13 protein-coding genes and 2 pseudogenes are annotated in these 17,167 nt (G+C 64.7%); 5 read left to right on the top strand and 10 right to left on the bottom strand.

Going from position 1 to position 17,167, the window contains the following annotated elements; all coding sequences use genetic code 11:
- From D769_RS32505 to D769_RS02335, 3 genes and pseudogenes are all read right to left on the bottom strand, one after another.
- Nucleotides 1-204 (bottom strand): annotated as a pseudogene (locus tag D769_RS32505) (hypothetical protein); the annotation flags it as partial.
- Nucleotides 205-455: 251 nt separating this feature from the next.
- Nucleotides 456-1,328 (bottom strand): N-formylglutamate amidohydrolase, encoded by an 873-nt coding sequence (locus D769_RS02330; RefSeq protein ID WP_008641721.1) that lies wholly within the window; start codon nt 1,326-1,328, stop codon nt 456-458.
- 20 nt (nt 1,329-1,348) lie between these two features.
- Nucleotides 1,349-2,335, bottom strand: a complete 987-nt coding sequence (locus tag D769_RS02335; RefSeq protein WP_008641723.1) for a tripartite tricarboxylate transporter substrate binding protein BugE — start codon at nt 2,333-2,335, stop codon at nt 1,349-1,351.
- 148 nt (nt 2,336-2,483) lie between these two features.
- On the opposite strand from D769_RS02335, the gene D769_RS02340 reads away from it, so the two are divergent.
- Entirely contained in the window at nt 2,484-3,386 is a 903-nt protein-coding gene (locus D769_RS02340; protein ID WP_008641724.1) for a LysR family transcriptional regulator, read from the top strand.
- An 81-nt stretch (nt 3,387-3,467) separates the two neighbouring features.
- Here the strand turns inward: D769_RS02340 and D769_RS02345 are convergent, their stop codons facing one another.
- The 3 genes from D769_RS02345 to D769_RS02355 are packed head-to-tail and all read right to left on the bottom strand — an operon-like array spanning nt 3,468 to nt 6,142.
- Nucleotides 3,468-4,643, bottom strand: a complete 1,176-nt coding sequence (locus D769_RS02345; protein ID WP_008641734.1) for a VWA domain-containing protein — start codon at nt 4,641-4,643, stop codon at nt 3,468-3,470.
- A gap of 16 nt (nt 4,644-4,659) precedes the next feature.
- Complete coding sequence (locus tag D769_RS02350; protein ID WP_008641736.1) at nt 4,660-5,253, bottom strand: GNAT family protein; 594 nt, start codon at nt 5,251-5,253, stop codon at nt 4,660-4,662.
- Between the two features lie 10 nt (nt 5,254-5,263).
- On the bottom strand, nt 5,264-6,142 hold the full coding sequence (locus D769_RS02355) for a MoxR family ATPase (RefSeq protein WP_008641739.1): 879 nt from the start codon (nt 6,140-6,142) through the stop codon (nt 5,264-5,266).
- 441 nt (nt 6,143-6,583) lie between these two features.
- Here D769_RS02355 and D769_RS02360 point away from each other — a divergent pair, with 441 nt between their 5' ends.
- Entirely contained in the window at nt 6,584-6,928 is a 345-nt protein-coding gene (locus tag D769_RS02360) for a cytochrome c (protein WP_008641741.1), read from the top strand.
- 13 nt (nt 6,929-6,941) lie between these two features.
- Nucleotides 6,942-7,340 carry a c-type cytochrome gene (locus D769_RS02365; RefSeq protein ID WP_008641743.1) on the top strand — a complete coding sequence of 133 codons (399 nt, stop codon included), beginning with the start codon at nt 6,942-6,944 and terminating at the stop codon, nt 7,338-7,340.
- Nucleotides 7,341-7,434: 94 nt separating this feature from the next.
- Here D769_RS02365 and aroG read toward each other — a convergent pair whose 3' ends face one another.
- Nucleotides 7,435-8,517, bottom strand: coding sequence for a 3-deoxy-7-phosphoheptulonate synthase AroG (gene aroG, locus D769_RS02370; RefSeq protein WP_085959043.1), 1,083 nt, complete (start codon nt 8,515-8,517; stop codon nt 7,435-7,437).
- Nucleotides 8,518-8,969: 452 nt separating this feature from the next.
- Between aroG and D769_RS02375 the strand changes: the two genes are divergently transcribed.
- A complete protein-coding gene (locus D769_RS02375; protein ID WP_008641745.1) occupies nt 8,970-10,025 on the top strand; it encodes a class I SAM-dependent methyltransferase in 1,056 nt (351 codons plus the stop codon).
- A gap of 52 nt (nt 10,026-10,077) precedes the next feature.
- Here D769_RS02375 and tldD read toward each other — a convergent pair whose 3' ends face one another.
- From tldD to D769_RS02390, 3 genes are all read right to left on the bottom strand, one after another.
- Nucleotides 10,078-11,538: a metalloprotease TldD gene (gene tldD / locus D769_RS02380; protein ID WP_008641746.1), complete on the bottom strand. Its 1,461-nt coding sequence runs from the start codon at nt 11,536-11,538 to the stop codon at nt 10,078-10,080.
- 66 nt (nt 11,539-11,604) lie between these two features.
- Nucleotides 11,605-12,426 (bottom strand): carbon-nitrogen hydrolase family protein, encoded by an 822-nt coding sequence (locus tag D769_RS02385; RefSeq protein ID WP_008641747.1) that lies wholly within the window; start codon nt 12,424-12,426, stop codon nt 11,605-11,607.
- A gap of 28 nt (nt 12,427-12,454) precedes the next feature.
- The gene (locus D769_RS02390) at nt 12,455-16,651 is read right to left on the bottom strand and encodes a YhdP family protein (RefSeq protein ID WP_008641748.1); all 4,197 of its coding nucleotides are present in this window, start codon (nt 16,649-16,651) and stop codon (nt 12,455-12,457) included.
- A gap of 198 nt (nt 16,652-16,849) precedes the next feature.
- Between D769_RS02390 and D769_RS02395 the strand changes: the two are divergent.
- Nucleotides 16,850-17,167: pseudogene (locus D769_RS02395) on the top strand (bifunctional glutamine synthetase adenylyltransferase/deadenyltransferase); the annotation flags it as partial.

Here is a 17,167-nt window from a genome sequence, read left to right on the forward strand (position 1 = left end):
TGTGCATTGGCGAGCAACGCTCGCAACAAGGGGCCTTCCTTCGGGGGTGGCGGTGCTGGCAGCGGGCGAGCCGGGCTGGCCAGCCACGGCTGCGGTCTCGTCCGTCGGTGCGGTGGCGCAACCGGCGAGTGCGATCGCACCGGCCACTGCGGCAGACAGCATACGCAGCCGGCTGCCGAACAGTTCGGAAATTCGTCGGATCACGGGGTCGTCTTTGCTCGGTGAAGCAAGGAGGGGTTAGTGAAGGATTGCCATGATAGAGGAATCCCCCGCGGCAAAGTTCCTAAATGTTGTTACCCTTCATTCTAATTGCTTGCAACCGTCGCGATCCCCGTGGATTTGGGTGTGTGCGATAGCAGAGAATTGCCGAGTCACGCAACTCTGGCGAACCCCGAGGCACGCGTGCTGCGTGCCTCGGGGCAGGGCGCCATTGCGGCAGCCCTTTGATCCGTCGGTCAGATCGTGCGCGCGAAGCGCAGCAGTTCGTCCATCAGCGCGTTGAGGTCGCGCTTGAGCTTGTCGAACCCGGCGCTGTGCGTCAGGCCGACTTCATCCATGTACAGCTTCCGGTTGACTTCCAGCTGCAGGCTGTGGCGGTTGGCCTGGGGCTGACCTACCACGCGCACGATTTCCACGCCCTTGTAGGGATGGTTGCGCCACACGTCGTAGCCCATGTCCTTGAGTACGCTCTCCACGCGATCGGTGAAGCGGGTATCGCAAGTCGTGCCGTCGCGGTCACCCACCACGAAGTCCGGATGCTGCAGGCCCGGGTGCTCGGTTGCGTATTGCGCGGCCTCGCTCGGCATCGAGTGGCAGTTGATGTGCCACACTCGGCCGTGGCGGGCGACGGCCTGGTCGGACAGTCGCTGCAACTGCGCGTAGTAGGGCAGGTAGTAGTTGTCGATGCGCGCCTGCAGTTCGGCCACGCCGAGCTTGCGATCGTAGATCGGCTCGCCGGTGTCCAGCACGCGCCAGACCAGGCCCTTGCCGAGGCGCGTCTTCGACGTTTCCTGCTTGGCGCCGGGCCACGGCGTGTCGAGCAGGGCTTCGTCGATTTCCTCGAGGCTGCGGTTGGCGTCGAGGTAGCTGCGCGGAAAGCCCGCGCAGAGCAGCGGGATGCCGCGCGCGGGCGCGTCGGCATAGAGCTCGTCCACGAACGTGTCTTCCGCCTGCCGCAGCAGCGGCAGGGGCAGGTTGCCGGCGAAGCGGAAGTCCGCCGGGTACGTGGTGCAGCTATGGGGGGAATCAAGAAAGAGCGGGCCGCACTCGCCTTCCGGCATGTGCAGGAAGTACGGGCTTTCCGCGGTCTTTCGGTCTGCTTCGGTCATGCTGGGTTACCGGTCCGTGATTAGTCCAGGGAGATCTTGGCGGCAGCGGCCACGCGCTTGTTCTTGGCCACTTCGGTGGCGATCTGCTGCGCGAAGTGCTGCGGCGTGTCGCCCACCGGCGTGGCGCCGAGTTTCTCGAGCTTGGCGCGCACTTCCGGCATGGCCAGCACCTTGATGGCGGCGGCGTTCAGCTTGGCCTGGATGTCGGCGGGCAGCTTGGCCGGGGCGATCAGGCCGAACCATGCGGCGTCATTGACTTCAGGCAGGCCCAGTTCGGCGAAGGTCGGCACGTTCGGCAGCGCGGCCACGCGCTTCGGCGCAGCCACGGCCAGCGCGCGCAGCTTGCCGCCTTCGATGAACGGCAGCGACGACGGCAGGTTGTCGAACAGCACCTGCACCTGGCCGGCCAGCGCATCGTTCAGCGCGGGGCCCACGCCCTTGTAGGGCACGTGCAGCAGTTCGGTCTTGCTGCTCATCTTGAACAGCTCGCCCATCATGTGCGACACGCTGCCATTGCCGGCCGAGCCGTAGGCGATCTTGTTCGGTTCCGATTTGGCCAGCGCGATGAACGACTTCATGTCGGTGGCCTTCACGTTCGGGTTGATGCTCATCACGTTCGGCACGGAGGCCAGGTTCGTGATCGGCGTGAAGTCCTTGGTGGCGTCGTATTGCAGGCGCGGATACACGGCCGGGTTGATGCCGTGCGTCGATGCCGTGGCGATGCCGAGCGTGTAGCCGTCCGGCGTGGCCTTGGCCAGGTAGCCGGTGCCGATGCTGCCGCCGGCGCCGCCGCGGTTGTCCACCACCACGGCCTGGCCCAGTTGCTGGCCGAGCTTGTCAGCGACGATACGCGCGACGATGTCGGTGGTGCCGCCAGCCGGGAACGGCACGACGAGCGTGATCGGCTTGGTCGGGTACGTGCCTTGCGCCAGGGCGGGCAGGGTCAGGCCGGCGGCCGCGAAGGCGGTGGCGGCGGCGAGGATCTTGAGCAGGGGACGGCGTTGCATCGTCGGGATTCCGGTGGGGATTCAGGGAGCGGAACTCAGCAAAAGCTGAATTCTTTAGCTCTCGTGATTCTGCTTTCCGATGCAAGATGCGCGCAAACGAAATAAAATCCCCGGATCATTCCAAATGGTATTGAAGTAGAGGTGACCTATGCGACGCTTATGTCCGTCGCTGACGGAATTGCAGGCATTTGAAGCCGCTGCGCGGCACAACAGCTTCACGCTGGCCGCCCGGGAGCTTCACGTCACGCAGGGGGCGGTCAGCAAGCAGGTACGCAGTCTCGAGGCGTTCCTGGGTGTCGAGCTGTTCGAGCGCGTGCGCCAGCGCCTGATGCTGACCGGCGCGGGGGAGCGCTATCTGGAGCGCATCCGGCCGAGCCTGAACGAGATCGAGGCGGCCAGCGTGGAGCTGATCGCGCGCAAGGGGCGGGGCGGCATCCTGCATATCGCCAGCATGCCGACACTCGGCGCCAAGTGGCTGATTCCGCGGCTGCCGCAGTTTTTCGCCCGGCATCCCGAAGTCACGCTGGAGTTCGTTCCCCATGCGCAGGGCTACGATTTTTCCCAACCTGATCTCGATGCGGCGATCCGCTTTGGCGACGGCGTCTGGCCGGGGAGTCTCGCCGACTACATGACCGGACGCGAAGTGCTGCCGGTGTGCCGGCCGGGATTGCTCGCGCAGGAGCCTGGGGGCGCGGTTGCATCTCCCGAGGATTTGCTGCGTTACCCACTGCTGCATCACACCACGGTGCCAGAGGCGTGGCCAGACTGGCTGTCCGAACTGGGGGTGTCCACGCGCCAGGCGTGGAGCGGGGCGCGTTTCGATCAGTTCTCGTTGCTGACGCAGGCGGCGGTGTCGGGGCTAGGCATCGCTCTGATTCCGCGCTGCCTGATCGAAGAGGAGATTGCCACCGGCACGCTGGTGGTGGCGCATGCCGCGCGCGTGCTGGCCAAGAAGGGGTATTACCTCTGCTATCCGGAACAGAAGGCTCACCTGCCGGCGCTGCAGACGTTCCGGGCCTGGCTGATGGAGGGTGTCGACGTGGTGGCGTAGCGGCCCGGCAAGCGCTCATTCCAGGCGCTAACTCCGGGCGCTAACTCCGGGCGCTACGTCGATGCATGGCATCCGCTATTTTTACTTCGACAGCACTTTCATCGCTGCCTCGAGCCCCGCGATCGTGACCGGATACATGCGGTTCTTCATGATCTGATTGATCACGGTGATCGACTGGCGGTACTGCCAGAGGCCTTCCGGCTCGGGGTTCAGCCACACGAAGCGCGGGAACTGCTCGATCATGCGATTGAGCCACACGGCGCCGGCCTCGGCATTGTTGTACTCGACCGAGCCGCCCGGCTGCAGGATCTCATAGGGGCTCATCGTCGCATCGCCGACAAAGATCACCTTGTAGTCGGGCGTGTACTTGTGGATGAGATCCCACGTGGCGATCTTCTCCGCATGGCGGCGGCGGTTGTTCTTCCACACGTAGTCGTAGAGACAGTTGTGGAAGTAGTAGTACTCGAGGTGCTTGAACTCGGTCTTGGTGGCCGAGAACAGTTCCTCCACGCGCTTGATGTGGTCGTCCATCGAGCCGCCGACATCCATCAGCATCAGGACCTTGACCTTGTTGTGGCGCTCGGGCCGCAACTTGATGTCGAGCATCCCCGCGTTGGCGGCGGTGGAGTGGATCGTATCGTCGAGATCGAGTTCGGTGTCGGCGCCCTCGCGCGCGAAACGGCGCAGGCGGCGCAGTGCCACCTTGATGTTGCGCGTGCCAAGTTCGACCTGGTCGTCGTAATCCTTGTACGCGCGCGTCTCCCACACCTTGATCGCAGTGCGGTTGCCCTTGGACGGGCCGCCGATGCGGATGCCCTCGGGGTTGTAGCCGCCGTGACCGAACGGCGAGGTGCCGCCCGTACCGATCCACTTGTTGCCGCCCTCGTGCTTTTCCTTCTGCTCCTCGAGCAGTTGCTTCAGGCGTTCCATCAGCTTGTCGAGGCCGCCCATGGCCTCGATCTTGGCCTTTTCCTCGGCCGACAGCTCGCGCTCGAGCGTCTTCTGCAACCAGTCGAGCGGGATGTCGCTCTTCCAGTCGATCAGGCTCTCCACGCCCTTGAAGTAAGCGGCGAAGGTCTGGTCAAACTTGTCGAAGTGCTTCTCGTCCTTTACCAGCGTCATGCGCGACAGGTAATAGAACTCGTCGATCGACGGCGCGATAACCTGCGCGCGCAGGGCTTCCAGCATCGTCAGGTACTCCTTGACTGATACCGGCAGCTTGGCGTGGCGCAGTGAGAAAAAGAAATCGATCAGCATGGGAAACTCTCCCCGGTCAGCGCGGGCGGTCGAGCTGGAACTGCAGGTGCGCGCGCACGGTGGGCCATTCGCTGGCGATGATCGAGAACACGACCGTATCGCGGAACGAGCCATCCGGCATACGTTGATGGTTGCGGAGCACGCCGTCCTGCTTGGCGCCCAGACGTGCGATGGCGGTGCGGCTCTGGTGGTTCATCCAGTGCGTACGGAATTCCACGGCGATGCAGTCGAGCGTCTCGAACGCATGGCGCAGCAGCATCAGCTTGCACTCGGTGTTGAGCGCGGTGCGTTGCACGCGCCGCGCGTACCATGTCGAGCCGATTTCAACCCGCCGGTTCTTGCCGTCGATGTTCATGTACGTGGTCATGCCGGCCGGGCGGCCGTCAGCATCGAGCACGGTGAACGGTTGCATCGAGTCCTGCGTCTGCAGGTCGAGCCGGCGCTTGATCTCGGCTTCCATGCCTTCGGGCGAGGGCACCGAGGTGTACCAGAGCCGATGGAGTTCGCCATCGGCCGCGGCTTCGCGCAGGCCTTCGGCATGGTCCATCGACAGCGGCGCAAGCGTGGCGTGGCTGCCGGACAGCGTCACGGGTTGAACGAACCTCGACATCGTGCTGTCCTCAGCGGTTGGCGCGGTTCATGAACACGAGACGCTCGAACAGGTGCACGTCCTGTTCGTTCTTGAGCAGCGCGCCGTGCAGCGGCGGGATCGCGGCCTTGCGGTCCGGGCTGCGCAGTGCCTCGGCGGGAATGTCCTCGGCCATCAGCAGCTTGAGCCAGTCGATCAGCTCCGACGTGCTCGGCTTCTTCTTCAGGCCCGGCAGGTTGCGCATCTCGTAGAACGATTCCATCGCGGCCGCCACCAGCTCGCGCTTGATGCCGGGGTAGTGCACGTCGACGATCTGCTGCATCGTCTCGGCATCCGGGAACTTGATGTAGTGGAAGAAGCAGCGGCGCAGGAAGGCGTCCGGCAGCTCTTTCTCGTTGTTCGAGGTGATGATCACCAGTGGGCGATGCTTCGCCTGGATCAGTTCGCGCGTCTCGTAGACGTAGAACTCCATGCGGTCGAGTTCGCGCAGCAGGTCGTTCGGGAATTCGATGTCGGCCTTGTCGATCTCGTCGATCAGCAGCACCACGGGCTCGTCGGCCTCGAACGCCTGCCAGAGCACGCCCTTGACGATGTAGTTGGCAATGTCGTGCACGCGGTTGTCGCCCAGCTGGGAGTCGCGCAGACGCGACACGGCGTCGTATTCGTACAGGCCCTGCTGGGCCTTGGTGGTCGACTTGATGTGCCATTGCAACAGTGGCATACCCAGTGCTGCGGCCACTTCCTCAGCCAGCATGGTCTTGCCCGTGCCGGGCTCGCCCTTGATCAGCAGGGGGCGCTGCAGCGTGCGTGCGGCATTGACGGCCAGCTTCAGATCGTCGGTGGCAACGTATTGGGCACTACCTTCGAACTTGACCTGCTGGGACGGATTGGCGTTGGCGGTGGTGGACATGGGCGGTCTGATCGTATTGCAAGGGGCGTGGTTGGCAGACAATCGGAAACAATGACTCAGGGCCAATGATCCGGTCGGGCAACAACCGGCATGAACAATCGGAATTTCGGTCGGAATGGGCCAGTATAAGAGCAGATCGGGATTCGCGTTCAGTGGGGGACACCCCAAGGCCGTTCTGTGGACTGGCGCGTGCACGCTGCGGTACAATGCGCCGGTTTGACGCGCCCCTGGTCAATATCTCCCCCCTCATACCCGGCAGTTCTGTCACTGAGACATGGCAGTTCACCGGGGGGCGGTGACAGCGCGAGATGGTTGCAGAATGGTGTGGAAGCACCCGCGGCACATCAGCACTTACCGCGATTTCAGATCCCCGTTCCCAAAGCCGTTTCGCCCTGCAGGGCAGTCACACGCGGTTTAAACACTTCCCACTCAGCTAAGACAATGAAAAAGCTCCTCACGATGGTGGTGTTGGGCGCGGCCGCAACGGCTGCGCAGGCCCAGGACAAGGGCAACGTGGACGCCGCCAAGGACAAGGTCGCAATGTGCATTGGCTGCCATGGTATTCCTGGCTACCGTGCATCGTTCCCCGAGGTATATCAGGTGCCCATGCTTGGCGGCCAGAGTGCCAAGTACATCGAGAACGCGCTCAAGAGCTATCAGAAGGGTGATCGCAAGCATCCGACCATGCGCGGGATTGCCGACAGCCTGTCCGACAAGGACATCGCCGCCGTGGCTGCGTACTACTCGCAGCAGAAGCGCGACACGCAGAACAATCCGCTCAAGTAAGAGGCCCCTGACCATGAAGATGCTGAAAGCTGTTTCGTTCGCGCTGGGTGCTGTCGCGCTTGGCGCCGCTGCCATGTCCGCTTCGGCGGCAGATATCGCCGCTGGCAAGGCACTGGTGGAAAAGGGTGGATGTGTGGCGTGCCACGGCAAGGATCTGAACGCGCCGATCTCGCCGGACTATCCGAAGCTGGCCGGCCAGCACCAGGATTACATCTATCACGCCCTGTTGTCTTACCAGATCAGCGGCAACCCGCTGGTGGGCCGCAATAATGCGATCATGGCCGGTCAGGTCAAGAGCAACCCGGCGGTTACCGGCAAGGACGGCAAGCCGCGGGAGTTTACGCGCAAGGAGTTGAAGGATATTGCCGCGTATATCGAATCGCTGCCGGGCGATCTGGTGCTGAAGAAGTAAGTCGAAAGACGTCAGCTGCTTCGATTTCGTCGCAAGGGAATCGAAGAAAAAAAAAGCCGCTCGAATGAGCGGCTTTTTCGTTCTGCAGTGCGGATCAGTTGCCGCTGCCGGTCACCAGACGGCGCTGTTTCACGGCGTTGGCCAGCGTCTCCAGTACGGCCACGGAGTCATCCCAGGCGATGCAGGCGTCGGTCACCGACTGGCCATAGGTCAGGTTCTCCACCGGAGTGCCCTGCACATGGTCCTGTCGGCCGGCTACCAGGTGCGATTCCACCATGACGCCCACGATGCGCTGTTCGCCGCCGGCGATCTGCTTGCCGATGTCCTCGCAGACCGGGATCTGGTTCTCGTGCTTCTTGCTGCTGTTGGCGTGCGAGGCGTCGATCATCAGACGTGCGGCCAGGCCGGACTTCGAGATCGCGTCGCAGGCTTCCTGCACGCTGGCCGCGTCGTAGTTCGGTGCCTTGCCGCCGCGCAGGATGATGTGGCAGTCCTCGTTACCCGAGGTCGACACGATGGCCGAGTGGCCGCCCTTGGTTACCGACAGGAAATGGTGGGGCTGCGAGGCGGCCTTGATCGCGTCGACGGCGATCTTCACGTTGCCGTCGGTGCCGTTCTTGAAGCCGACCGGGCACGACAGTCCGGAAGCGAGTTCGCGGTGCACCTGCGACTCGGTGGTGCGCGCGCCGATCGCGCCCCAGCTCACCAGATCGGCGATGTACTGCGGGCTGATCATGTCCAGATATTCCGTCCCCGTCGGCACGCCCATTTCGCTGATATTCAGCAGCAGTTCGCGGGCGGTGCGCAGACCGTCGTTGATCTTGAAGCTGCCATCCATGTGCGGATCGTTGATCAGGCCCTTCCAGCCGACCGTCGTGCGCGGCTTTTCGAAGTAGACGCGCATCACGATCTCGAGCTCACCCGCGAAGCGGTCGCGCTGCACCTTGAGCAGCTTGGCGTATTCCAGGGCCGCGCGCGTGTCGTGGATCGAGCACGGGCCGATGATGACGATCAGGCGGTCGTCCATGCCGTGCAGAATGCGATGCATGGCCTGGCGGGCGCCATAGATCACGTCGGACGCAGCCTCCGAGCAAGCAAACTCGCGGATCAGGTGCGCGGGCGGCAGCAGTTCCTTGAGTTCTCGAATACGCAGGTCGTCGGTGTTCTTCAGCATGATGGCTCCGGGTTTGTGAGGTCGTGAGTCTGATCTGGAATTGCGTTGCGGCGGTGGCGGGGATAAAAAAAGCCGCCAGGGTCGCTGGCGGCTTTTTTTAGTATTCGGGGCTACTTGCAGCTATCCCTCTCTATCCGCCAGCGGTGTGAGATGCCAAAAAAAGTAAAAGTAAAACTTGGCGGACATGGCGGAAATCGGATCGGCTGTAGTCAGCTTGTGTCGGTTATGCGGCAATGCGTGAAATTTATGCTGCGGTGCGCGATCAAAAGGCATTTTATTGCGCACTCGTGGGAAAAATCACGGGGTGCAATCGCCGCTCGCGCGACAACGAAGCATCTTTATATCGCTTTTCAAGGAAGATGGCAAGCGGCCAATCGATAGATTTAAGCAATTGCAGAGTACCCATGCTTCCTATAGTGGAATCACAAGAACAAGGTGGAGGGAGGGTAGCCATCATGCCAGTCGATGAGGCAAGGCTGAATGCCTTCATGGAGAAATTCGTCCATGACATCGGTGCCGTGATGCACGCGGCGACGGTGGTGTTGGGCGACGAGCTTGGGCTGTACAAGGCACTGGCCGAAAAACCGATGACCGCCGATATGCTGGCGGCAAAAACCCGCACGGATGCGAGGTACCTGCGCGAGTGGCTGTCAGCGCAGGCCGCCAGCGGCTACGTCGAATACGACGCGGACACCGACAGCTTCTCGTTGAACGAGGAACAGGCGCTGGCGCTGGCGCAGGAGGGCAGTCCCGCGTTCATTCCCGGCGCATTCCAGATTGCGGTGGCGCAGTTCCGCGCGATTCCGAAGATGGTCGACATCTTCCATAACGGCCGAGGGCTTGGCTGGCACGAACACGACCCGGCGCTGTTCCATGGTACCGAGCGGTTCTTCCGCCCCGGCTACGCGGCACATCTGGTCGGCGAATGGATTCCGTCGCTGGAAGGCTCCGACGCCCGGCTCAAGGCGGGGGCCATGGTGGCTGACGTGGGGTGCGGGCACGGTGCTTCGACGATCATCATGGCGCAGGCCTATCCGGCTTCCACGTTTCGCGGCTTCGACTACCACGAGCCGTCGATCCGATATGCGATCGAGTCTGCCAGACGTGCAGGCGTGAGCAACCGCGTGACGTTCGAAGTGGCGGCGGCCAAGGATTATCCCGGAAGCGGATACGACCTCGTGACGGTCTTCGACTGCCTGCATGACATGGGCGACCCGGTTGGCGCCGCGCGGCACATCCGCGAATCGCTCAAGCCCGATGGGTGCTGGATGATTGTGGAGCCGTTTGCCAATGACCGGCTGCAGGACAACCTCAATCCGATCGGGCGCGTGTTCTATTCGGCGTCGACATTCATTTGCACGCCGGGATCGCGGTCGCAGGAGGGGGCAATGTGCCTGGGAGCACAGGCCGGTGAGGCCCGCATGCGTGGTGTGACGGAGCAGGGCGGCTTTGGCAGCTTCCGCCGCACGGCACAGACACCGTTCAATCTGGTGTACGAGGTGAGGCCGTAGCTTTGACCAGGCGCCCCTCTCCCGCAGGCGGGAGAGGGGCGAACTTCGGCTGTCAGGCCGTGCCACCCACCGTCATGTTCTCGATCCGCAGCGTTGGCTGACCCACGCCCACCGGCACGCTCTGGCCTTCCTTGCCGCAGACGCCCACGCCCGAATCCAGGCGCATGTCGTTGCCGATCATCGTGACGTCCTTGAGCGACTCGGGGCCGTTGCCGACCAGCGTCGCGCCCTTGACCGGATACGTGATCTTGCCGTCCTCGATCATGTATGCCTCGCTGGCCGAGAACACGAACTTGCCGTTGGTGATGTCGACCTGACCGCCGCCGAAGTTCACGGCATAGAGGCCGCGCTTGACGCTGGCGAGGATTTCCTGCGGATCGCGGTCGCCGTTAAGCATGTAGGTGTTGGTCATGCGCGGCATCGGCAGCGCGGCGTAGCTCTCGCGGCGTGCGTTGCCGGTGACCGGCATCTTCATCAGGCGCGCGTTAAGCGTGTCCTGGATATAGCCGCGCAGGATGCCGTCCTCGATCAGCGTGGTGCACTGCGTGGGGTTGCCTTCGTCATCGAGGTTCAGCGATCCGCGGCGATTGGCGATGGTGCCGTCGTCGACCACGGTCACCCCCTTGGCCGCCACGCGCTCTCCCATGCGGCCGGCAAACGCCGAGGAACCCTTGCGGTTGAAGTCGCCTTCCAGGCCGTGGCCCACGGCCTCGTGCAGCAGCACGCCGGGCCAGCCCGGTCCGAGCACCACGGTCATCGCGCCAGCCGGGGCGGGACGCGCCTCCAGGTTGACCAGTGCCGACGACACCGCTTCGTCCACGTACTTGCGCAGCAGGTCGTCGGTAAAGTAGCCGTAGGCATAGCGGCCGCCGCCGCCCGAGGAGCCGATCTCGCGCCGACCGTTCTGTTCGGCGATGACGGTCACGGACACGCGCACCAGCGGACGCACGTCGGCGGCGATCACGCCGTCGCTGCGCGCCACCAGCACCACGTCGTACTCTCCGGCAAGGCCGGCCATGACCTGCACCACGCGCGGATCCTTGGCGCGTGCCAGCTTTTCGATCTTCTCGAGCAGCGCCACTTTCTCGGTGGCGGTCATCGAGTCGAGCGGATCGTTCGGCGCATAGAGGTTGCGGCCCGTGTGCGAGGCGAGCGAGCCCGCCACCTTGACGCGCCCGCCGCCGCTCTTGCCGATCGTGCGGGTAGCCGCGGCGGCCTGGCTCAGGGCCGGCAGGCTGATGTCGTCGGAGTATGCGAAGGCGGTCTTGTCGCCCGAGACGGCGCGCACGCCAACGCCCTGGTCGATGCTGAAGCTGCCCGACTTGACGATGCCTTCCTCGAGGCTCCAGGCCTCGTTGCGGGTGTGCTGGAAATACAGGTCGGCGTAGTCGACCTTGTGCGTGAAGATGTCGGCCAGCACGCGCTGGAGCTTGGCTTCATCGAGCCCGTACGGCGCCAGCAGCAGTTGCTGGGCGGTGGCCAGGTTGCGGATTCCGAGATCGCCGGCGTTCATGATTGTCCTTTTCGATACCCCGTGGCGGTCTGCCACGGCGGCCTGCAATGTGAATTTCCGTCAATCCTACAGCACGCGGTGACGCAGTGCCGGCAGGTTCTGACGCACTTCGGCAAGACGGGCCGGGTCGACCGTACCCGACACCACGCCTTCGCCCTCGGGCAACACGCCCATCAACTCGCCCCACGGGTCCACCAGCATCGAGTGACCCCAGGTGCGGCGGCCATTTTCGTGCTTGCCGCCTTGTGCCGCGGCCAGCACATAACACTGGTTTTCGATCGCGCGGGCGCGCAGCAGGATCTCCCAGTGAGCCTGGCCCGTGGTGTAGGTGAAAGCCGCCGGCATCAGGATCAGGCTGACGTCGTTCTTGCCCGCCAGCCCGCGATAGAGCTCCGGAAAGCGCAGGTCATAGCAGACCGACATCGCCACCCGTCCGCACGGCGCATCGAAGGCCACCGGCGTCTTGCCGGCCAGGATCGTGCGCGATTCGTCGTAGCTCTCGGTGCCCTTGGTGAAGCCGAACAGGTGGATCTTGTCGTAGCGCGCGACGCGGCGGCCATGCGGATCGAAGGCGAGCGACGTGTTGTAGACGCGCGCATCGTCGTTGCACCACATCGGCAGCGTGCCGCCCACGAGCCAGACGCGATGGCGCCGCGCGGCATCGGCCAGGAAGCTCTGCACCGGACCGTCGCCATCCTGTTCGCGGATGGCGATCTTGTCGGTCTCGTGGCGGCCCATCATGCAGAAGTACTCAGGCAGCAGCACCAGTTCGGCGCCGCCGCGCGCGGCCTCCGCGATCAGCGCATCGGCACGCGCGAGGTTGTCGTCGAGCGTGATGCCGGTGACGGTCTGGATGGCGGCAACGCGCATCGGGGCAGTGGCAGTCATCTTGGCTTCCTTCTCTGGAGCAGGGGTTTCAGCGCGGATAGGCGCCGGAACGCTCCTGGATCGGCGGTTGCGTCTTATTGTCTTCCACTTTGGTGACCTTGGGGTCGGCCCACGATCCGGACACGCGGTAATGCTGCGTGAACACCTTCGAGATCTCGTCGGCGAACATCAACTGGGCGGCCAGCGTGCCGATGCCCAGCACCGGATTGATGAACGCGGCGGCCACTGACGTGGTGGTGGCGTTGATGCGCGGCGTCACGGCCACTTCCAGGTCCTGCGTCTCGTGCAACAGGTCCGCCGTGCCAGACATCGAGGCCATGGCCTGGCCACTCTTGAACTTGAACTCTTCGATCTTGCCCACGCCGTTTTCGATCGTGCCGGTGCCGTTGAGGCTGTCGAATACCATCCCCCGGCTCGAGAGCGAGCGGAAGTCCAGCGTGGCGAAACGCAACAGGCTTTGCAGGCTCAGCACGCCGAGCAGTCGCGCGGCGCCCGGGTCGACGCTCAGGATCTGGCCGTTCTCGATATTCAGATTCAGGCGGCCCGAAAGCGTGGGGTAGTCGATCGACATCGGCGAGCCGCGCCAGGCGATGCGGCCCTCGAACGTGCCCTTGCCGTCGCGCAGCGTGTGGGGCAGGCCCATGCGTTCGAGCACGTCGCCCCCGTTGCGGATGTCGAGCTTGAAGTTCAGCAGCGTGCGGCGGCCTTCCGTCGAGGAAGCATCGCCCTGAGCCGCCGCTTCACGCAAGCGCCTTGGCAGGCGCCAGGAGCCATTGCCGGTGAGCTTGGCGCCCGGCTGTTCGATGGTCAGGCTGTCGAGCGTCCAGACCGGCTGGTTGTCGTCATGGCTCGTATGGGCCTTGACCTCGAGCTTGCCGAATTCCCGGCCGTGCAGGACGAACCTGTCGACGCTCAGGTCGAGCGCCGGCATTTCCTCGACGCTGCGCGTGATGGCTTCGGTCATGTGGCCGTCATCGGTGGCGTCGGGGATGTCCAGATGCGCGAGCCGCACGGTGAGCATCCCGGACGGATTGCTCGCGTTGCGGCGCCACTGTCCGGTGCCGGCGATCTGGCGCGAATTGATCTGCATGTTCCAGCCGCCGTCGCCGCGCTCCCGGCCGGCATCGAGCGAAACGTCATCGAGACTGCGGCCGAACGCATCGAGCACCTTGGCGCGCACCGTCATGCGATCGGGCAGGAATGGGGACGAGCGTCCTATGTCACCGGCGGGTTTGTCGCCGCCTTTGTTATCCGGGCCGCTGAGCAAGGCGCGCCAGGCATCGACATTGAGCCGGTCCGTGGTCATCGCCACCGTGATGCCGCTTGCAGGCTGAGGCGCCGGTTGCCCAAGGCCGATGCCGCCGGACACGACTTCCAGCGCATCGCCGCCACGGCGTAGCACATAGCGCGCGCTGGCCGCATTGCCGAGTTGCACGGTGACTTCGTCCAGGCCCGCGCGGCCGGGCGCGGTCGACGGTCGTAGGTCGAAGCGCAGTGGCATGTCCTGCGCGGCGGTCTTGGCCAGCGGCGCTGGCAGGTCCAGAGCGAGTCCGTTGAGGTTGGATGCCACCTCCACCTGCAGATGCTTGTCGTGAACGCCGACCACGGCGCTATAGGCGGTGGTCCCGTCGATGCGGCTGCCGAGGGCTGACATTTCCGTACCGAGCGCCTCGCGCAGGCCCTGGGCCGTGGCCGTGCCGCTGACTGTCACACGTGTGGTGCCGTCTGGCTGCGTGCCGCCGCCGAGGCGAGTCTCGCCACCGACAAATCGGCCACGCACGTTGTCGAGTCGGAAGCCGTGTTCGTCGAAGGCCACCGCGCCGGTGGCGCCGTAGAGCGTTGGCAGTTCCGGGAACAAGGTCACGTCGTTGCCGGGGAAGCGGAATTCGCCGTTGACCTTAGAACCCGCCGCGTGATTGAGCGGCAGGTCCAGTTTGAGCTTGAGCTCGCCATTGCCCGGCGCGTGCGACGTCTCGGTGACGTTGGCCGTCCACTCCTTGACCGGGCTGGTAGCCACGAAGCGCAGGAAGCTCTGCACCGGGCCGCTGGCGCTGCCGTCGACCTGCAGATGGCCGTGGTCACCCATGTCGTCGATACGCCCGCTCACGTCGCGCAGGGTTACGCCCTGGATACCCGCCACGCCCGCGCGCTTCGCCAGGAACGACATGCTGCCGCGTTCGAACATCACCATGCCTTCGATGTCCGTGAATTCGGGCCATGCCGTGCCGGCCTTTTGCCCGCTTGCGCCGTTGGGGCCGGTTTCGTCTGGTGCGATCTGGTAGTTCACGCGGCGCACCGGCACTTCCACGCGGAAGTCGCCAGCCTTGGCCAGCGGCGGATGGAACGGGAAGTGGGTGAGGTCGCCCTTGACCAGAAACTTGACGTCGTGCGCTTCGCCGCCGACCAGCGCGCCCGCCAGATAGTGACGGGTCGCTGGCAGCGTGAGCGGCATGTAGCGCGGGACACGGTTGGCCTGGGCGCGCTCGAGTTCGCCTGTCAGATCGGCCACGCCGGCGTGGCTGTCGCCTCCCTGGCGCCAGGTGCCGCGCACGGTGCCGGCGGTATCGGCGTTGGCGAACTGGATACCATCGGTACGAACCACAAGCTTGTCACCCTCGTGCGTCCAGCGCACTTCGCCGCGCAGCGTGTCGAACGGCAGGCGTGGATCCTCGAACACACCCGGGAAGATCAGGGCGCCGCCGGTAGTGTCGACCCTCGCCACGCCCTGCTTGTCGTCGAAGTTGAAGCTGCCCGAGAGCTGGCTGAAGCCGGGCGTGCCGGCGCGCGGGAGGCCGTCCGCATCTACGGCCGGCACGGCGGGCTGGCCATTCACGGAAACGTTGCGCAGTGTGCCCTGCACGTTGTAGTGCTGGGTGCCAGGGGTACGCGACAGCATGCCGGCGCGGTCGCGCGACCACGCGACGTCGAGATTGTCGATATGGCCAGCCGGCTGCAACGCGCGGAGCTGGCGTAGCACGGCGGTGTCCAGCGGCATCGACGTGGCCAGCGCGCGCAGCGTGTTGAGGTCGAAAGTCGGCGCGCGCAGTGCGAACTTGCGTAACTGGCCGGAGCTGTCACGGTTCCAGTCGATCGTCACCTTGCGCATCCCTTCGCGCCACGTCGCGTCCGCGTTGGACGGCGGGCCCGCCTGCGGCTCGGCCTGCCAGAGCAGGGTGTCGATGGTCAGCTGGTGGTTGCCGTTGCGGTCGCTCTTATGCAGTAGCAGGGCCTGGGCGTTGGCCAGCTTGAGTGGCTCCGGCGCCCCAGCCAGATGCAGGTCGACGCCAGATGCACGCAGCCGCATCTGGCTGCGCTGTACCTGTCCGCCACGGAAGTCGACGGTGCCGTCGGTGCTGAAGACGCCATCCTGCACGCTGTCGAAGATGGCCAGGTAGCGCTGCACGACCGGCAATTCGAGCTGGTTGAAGGCCCAGCTTGCCTGACCGGTCCAGTGCTGCCAGTTGCCCGTGCCGTGCAGGTAGTCGTGGCGCAGGTTGGCCTGGAATACCAGCGGTCGCGGCGCCAGCGCGGCGCTGCGCGCCTCGAGCCGCACAATGTGCTGGGCGCCATCGCGCTCGGTGGTGAAGTGGATGTCCGCCACGTCGAGCTGAGGCAGCCGGGCCTTCTCGTCCAGCCAGCGCAGGTTACCGCTGACCAGGTCGATGCGCCCCTGGGACAGCAGCCAGTGCAGGAACGGATCGTCCTGCGCGCCGGTCTTTTGTGTTTCCACAGGCACACCGGCAACCAGCAACTTGCCTTCGGGGGTGCGCCGGATCAGCACATCGGTACGGTCGGCCGTCAGGCTGACGAACTGCAGCGCCATCGTCGGCACCGATTGCCACGACAGTTTGCCGTCGAGCGACCCGGCGGTCAGCAGCACGCGCTGCTGCGCGTCCACCGCGCGTACGTCGCGGGCGCGGAACGCCGGATGCCAGCCATCCCAATAGGTGTCGAGTTCGCCAATAGTGAGGCGCGCGGAGAGCGCGGTCGACCCTTGGTGTTCGAGCCATTCGCGCGCGGTGTGGGCCTGCGGCCAGAGCACGAAGCGGATCAGCAGCACGGCGACGATCGCCAGTGCGAGCAGCGCCGCCACGATGCGCACGATCATCCGCCAGAGTCGCGGCCAGACTGGATGGCGGATGGCGGTCCACAATCCGAGCCAGAGCCCGCGCAGCGTGGCGCGGACGAACGCCGCCGCCCGGCGGCCAGCGCCAGATGTGGGCATCGAACTCCGGGGAGCAACGGCAAGCGCGGCTTGGTCTTCGCCACCCGCGCGTGGAGATGCGGAACCGTCGTGTGGAGCGGTAGGGCGGCTGGACATGGGCAGATTATCCGACAATACTAGCCGCTCTCCAAAGTGGTGCGCACGCGAATGCCGCGTGTTGTCACGGCGCCTGCTGCGAAATTGCAAAAAGTAACTGGAATGACTGTCCCTGATCCGACGAGTTCCGCCGAGGGCAATGCCCCGGCTTCGACTGACCTGCAGCGCATGGCGGATGGCGCAGGAACCACTTCGAATGTGACATTGCCCGGCGAGGCCGGTCCGATCGGCAACATGGCCCAGGGGGCCTATGCCACGATCGCGGCTCAGGGACTTGCCGCCGCAGATTGCGAAGGCCACGTATTGTACTCGGCTGCGTACTCTCATTACGCACGCCGGGTGCTCGCGGCACGCCCGGGCCTGCCGGCAATCGTCGGCGAGGCCGCCGCGACGCCGGTGTCCCGTGCATGGATGGAGTCG

Source organism: Cupriavidus sp. HMR-1 (assembly GCF_000319775.1).
GTDB classification, from domain to species: domain Bacteria; phylum Pseudomonadota; class Gammaproteobacteria; order Burkholderiales; family Burkholderiaceae; genus Cupriavidus; species Cupriavidus metallidurans.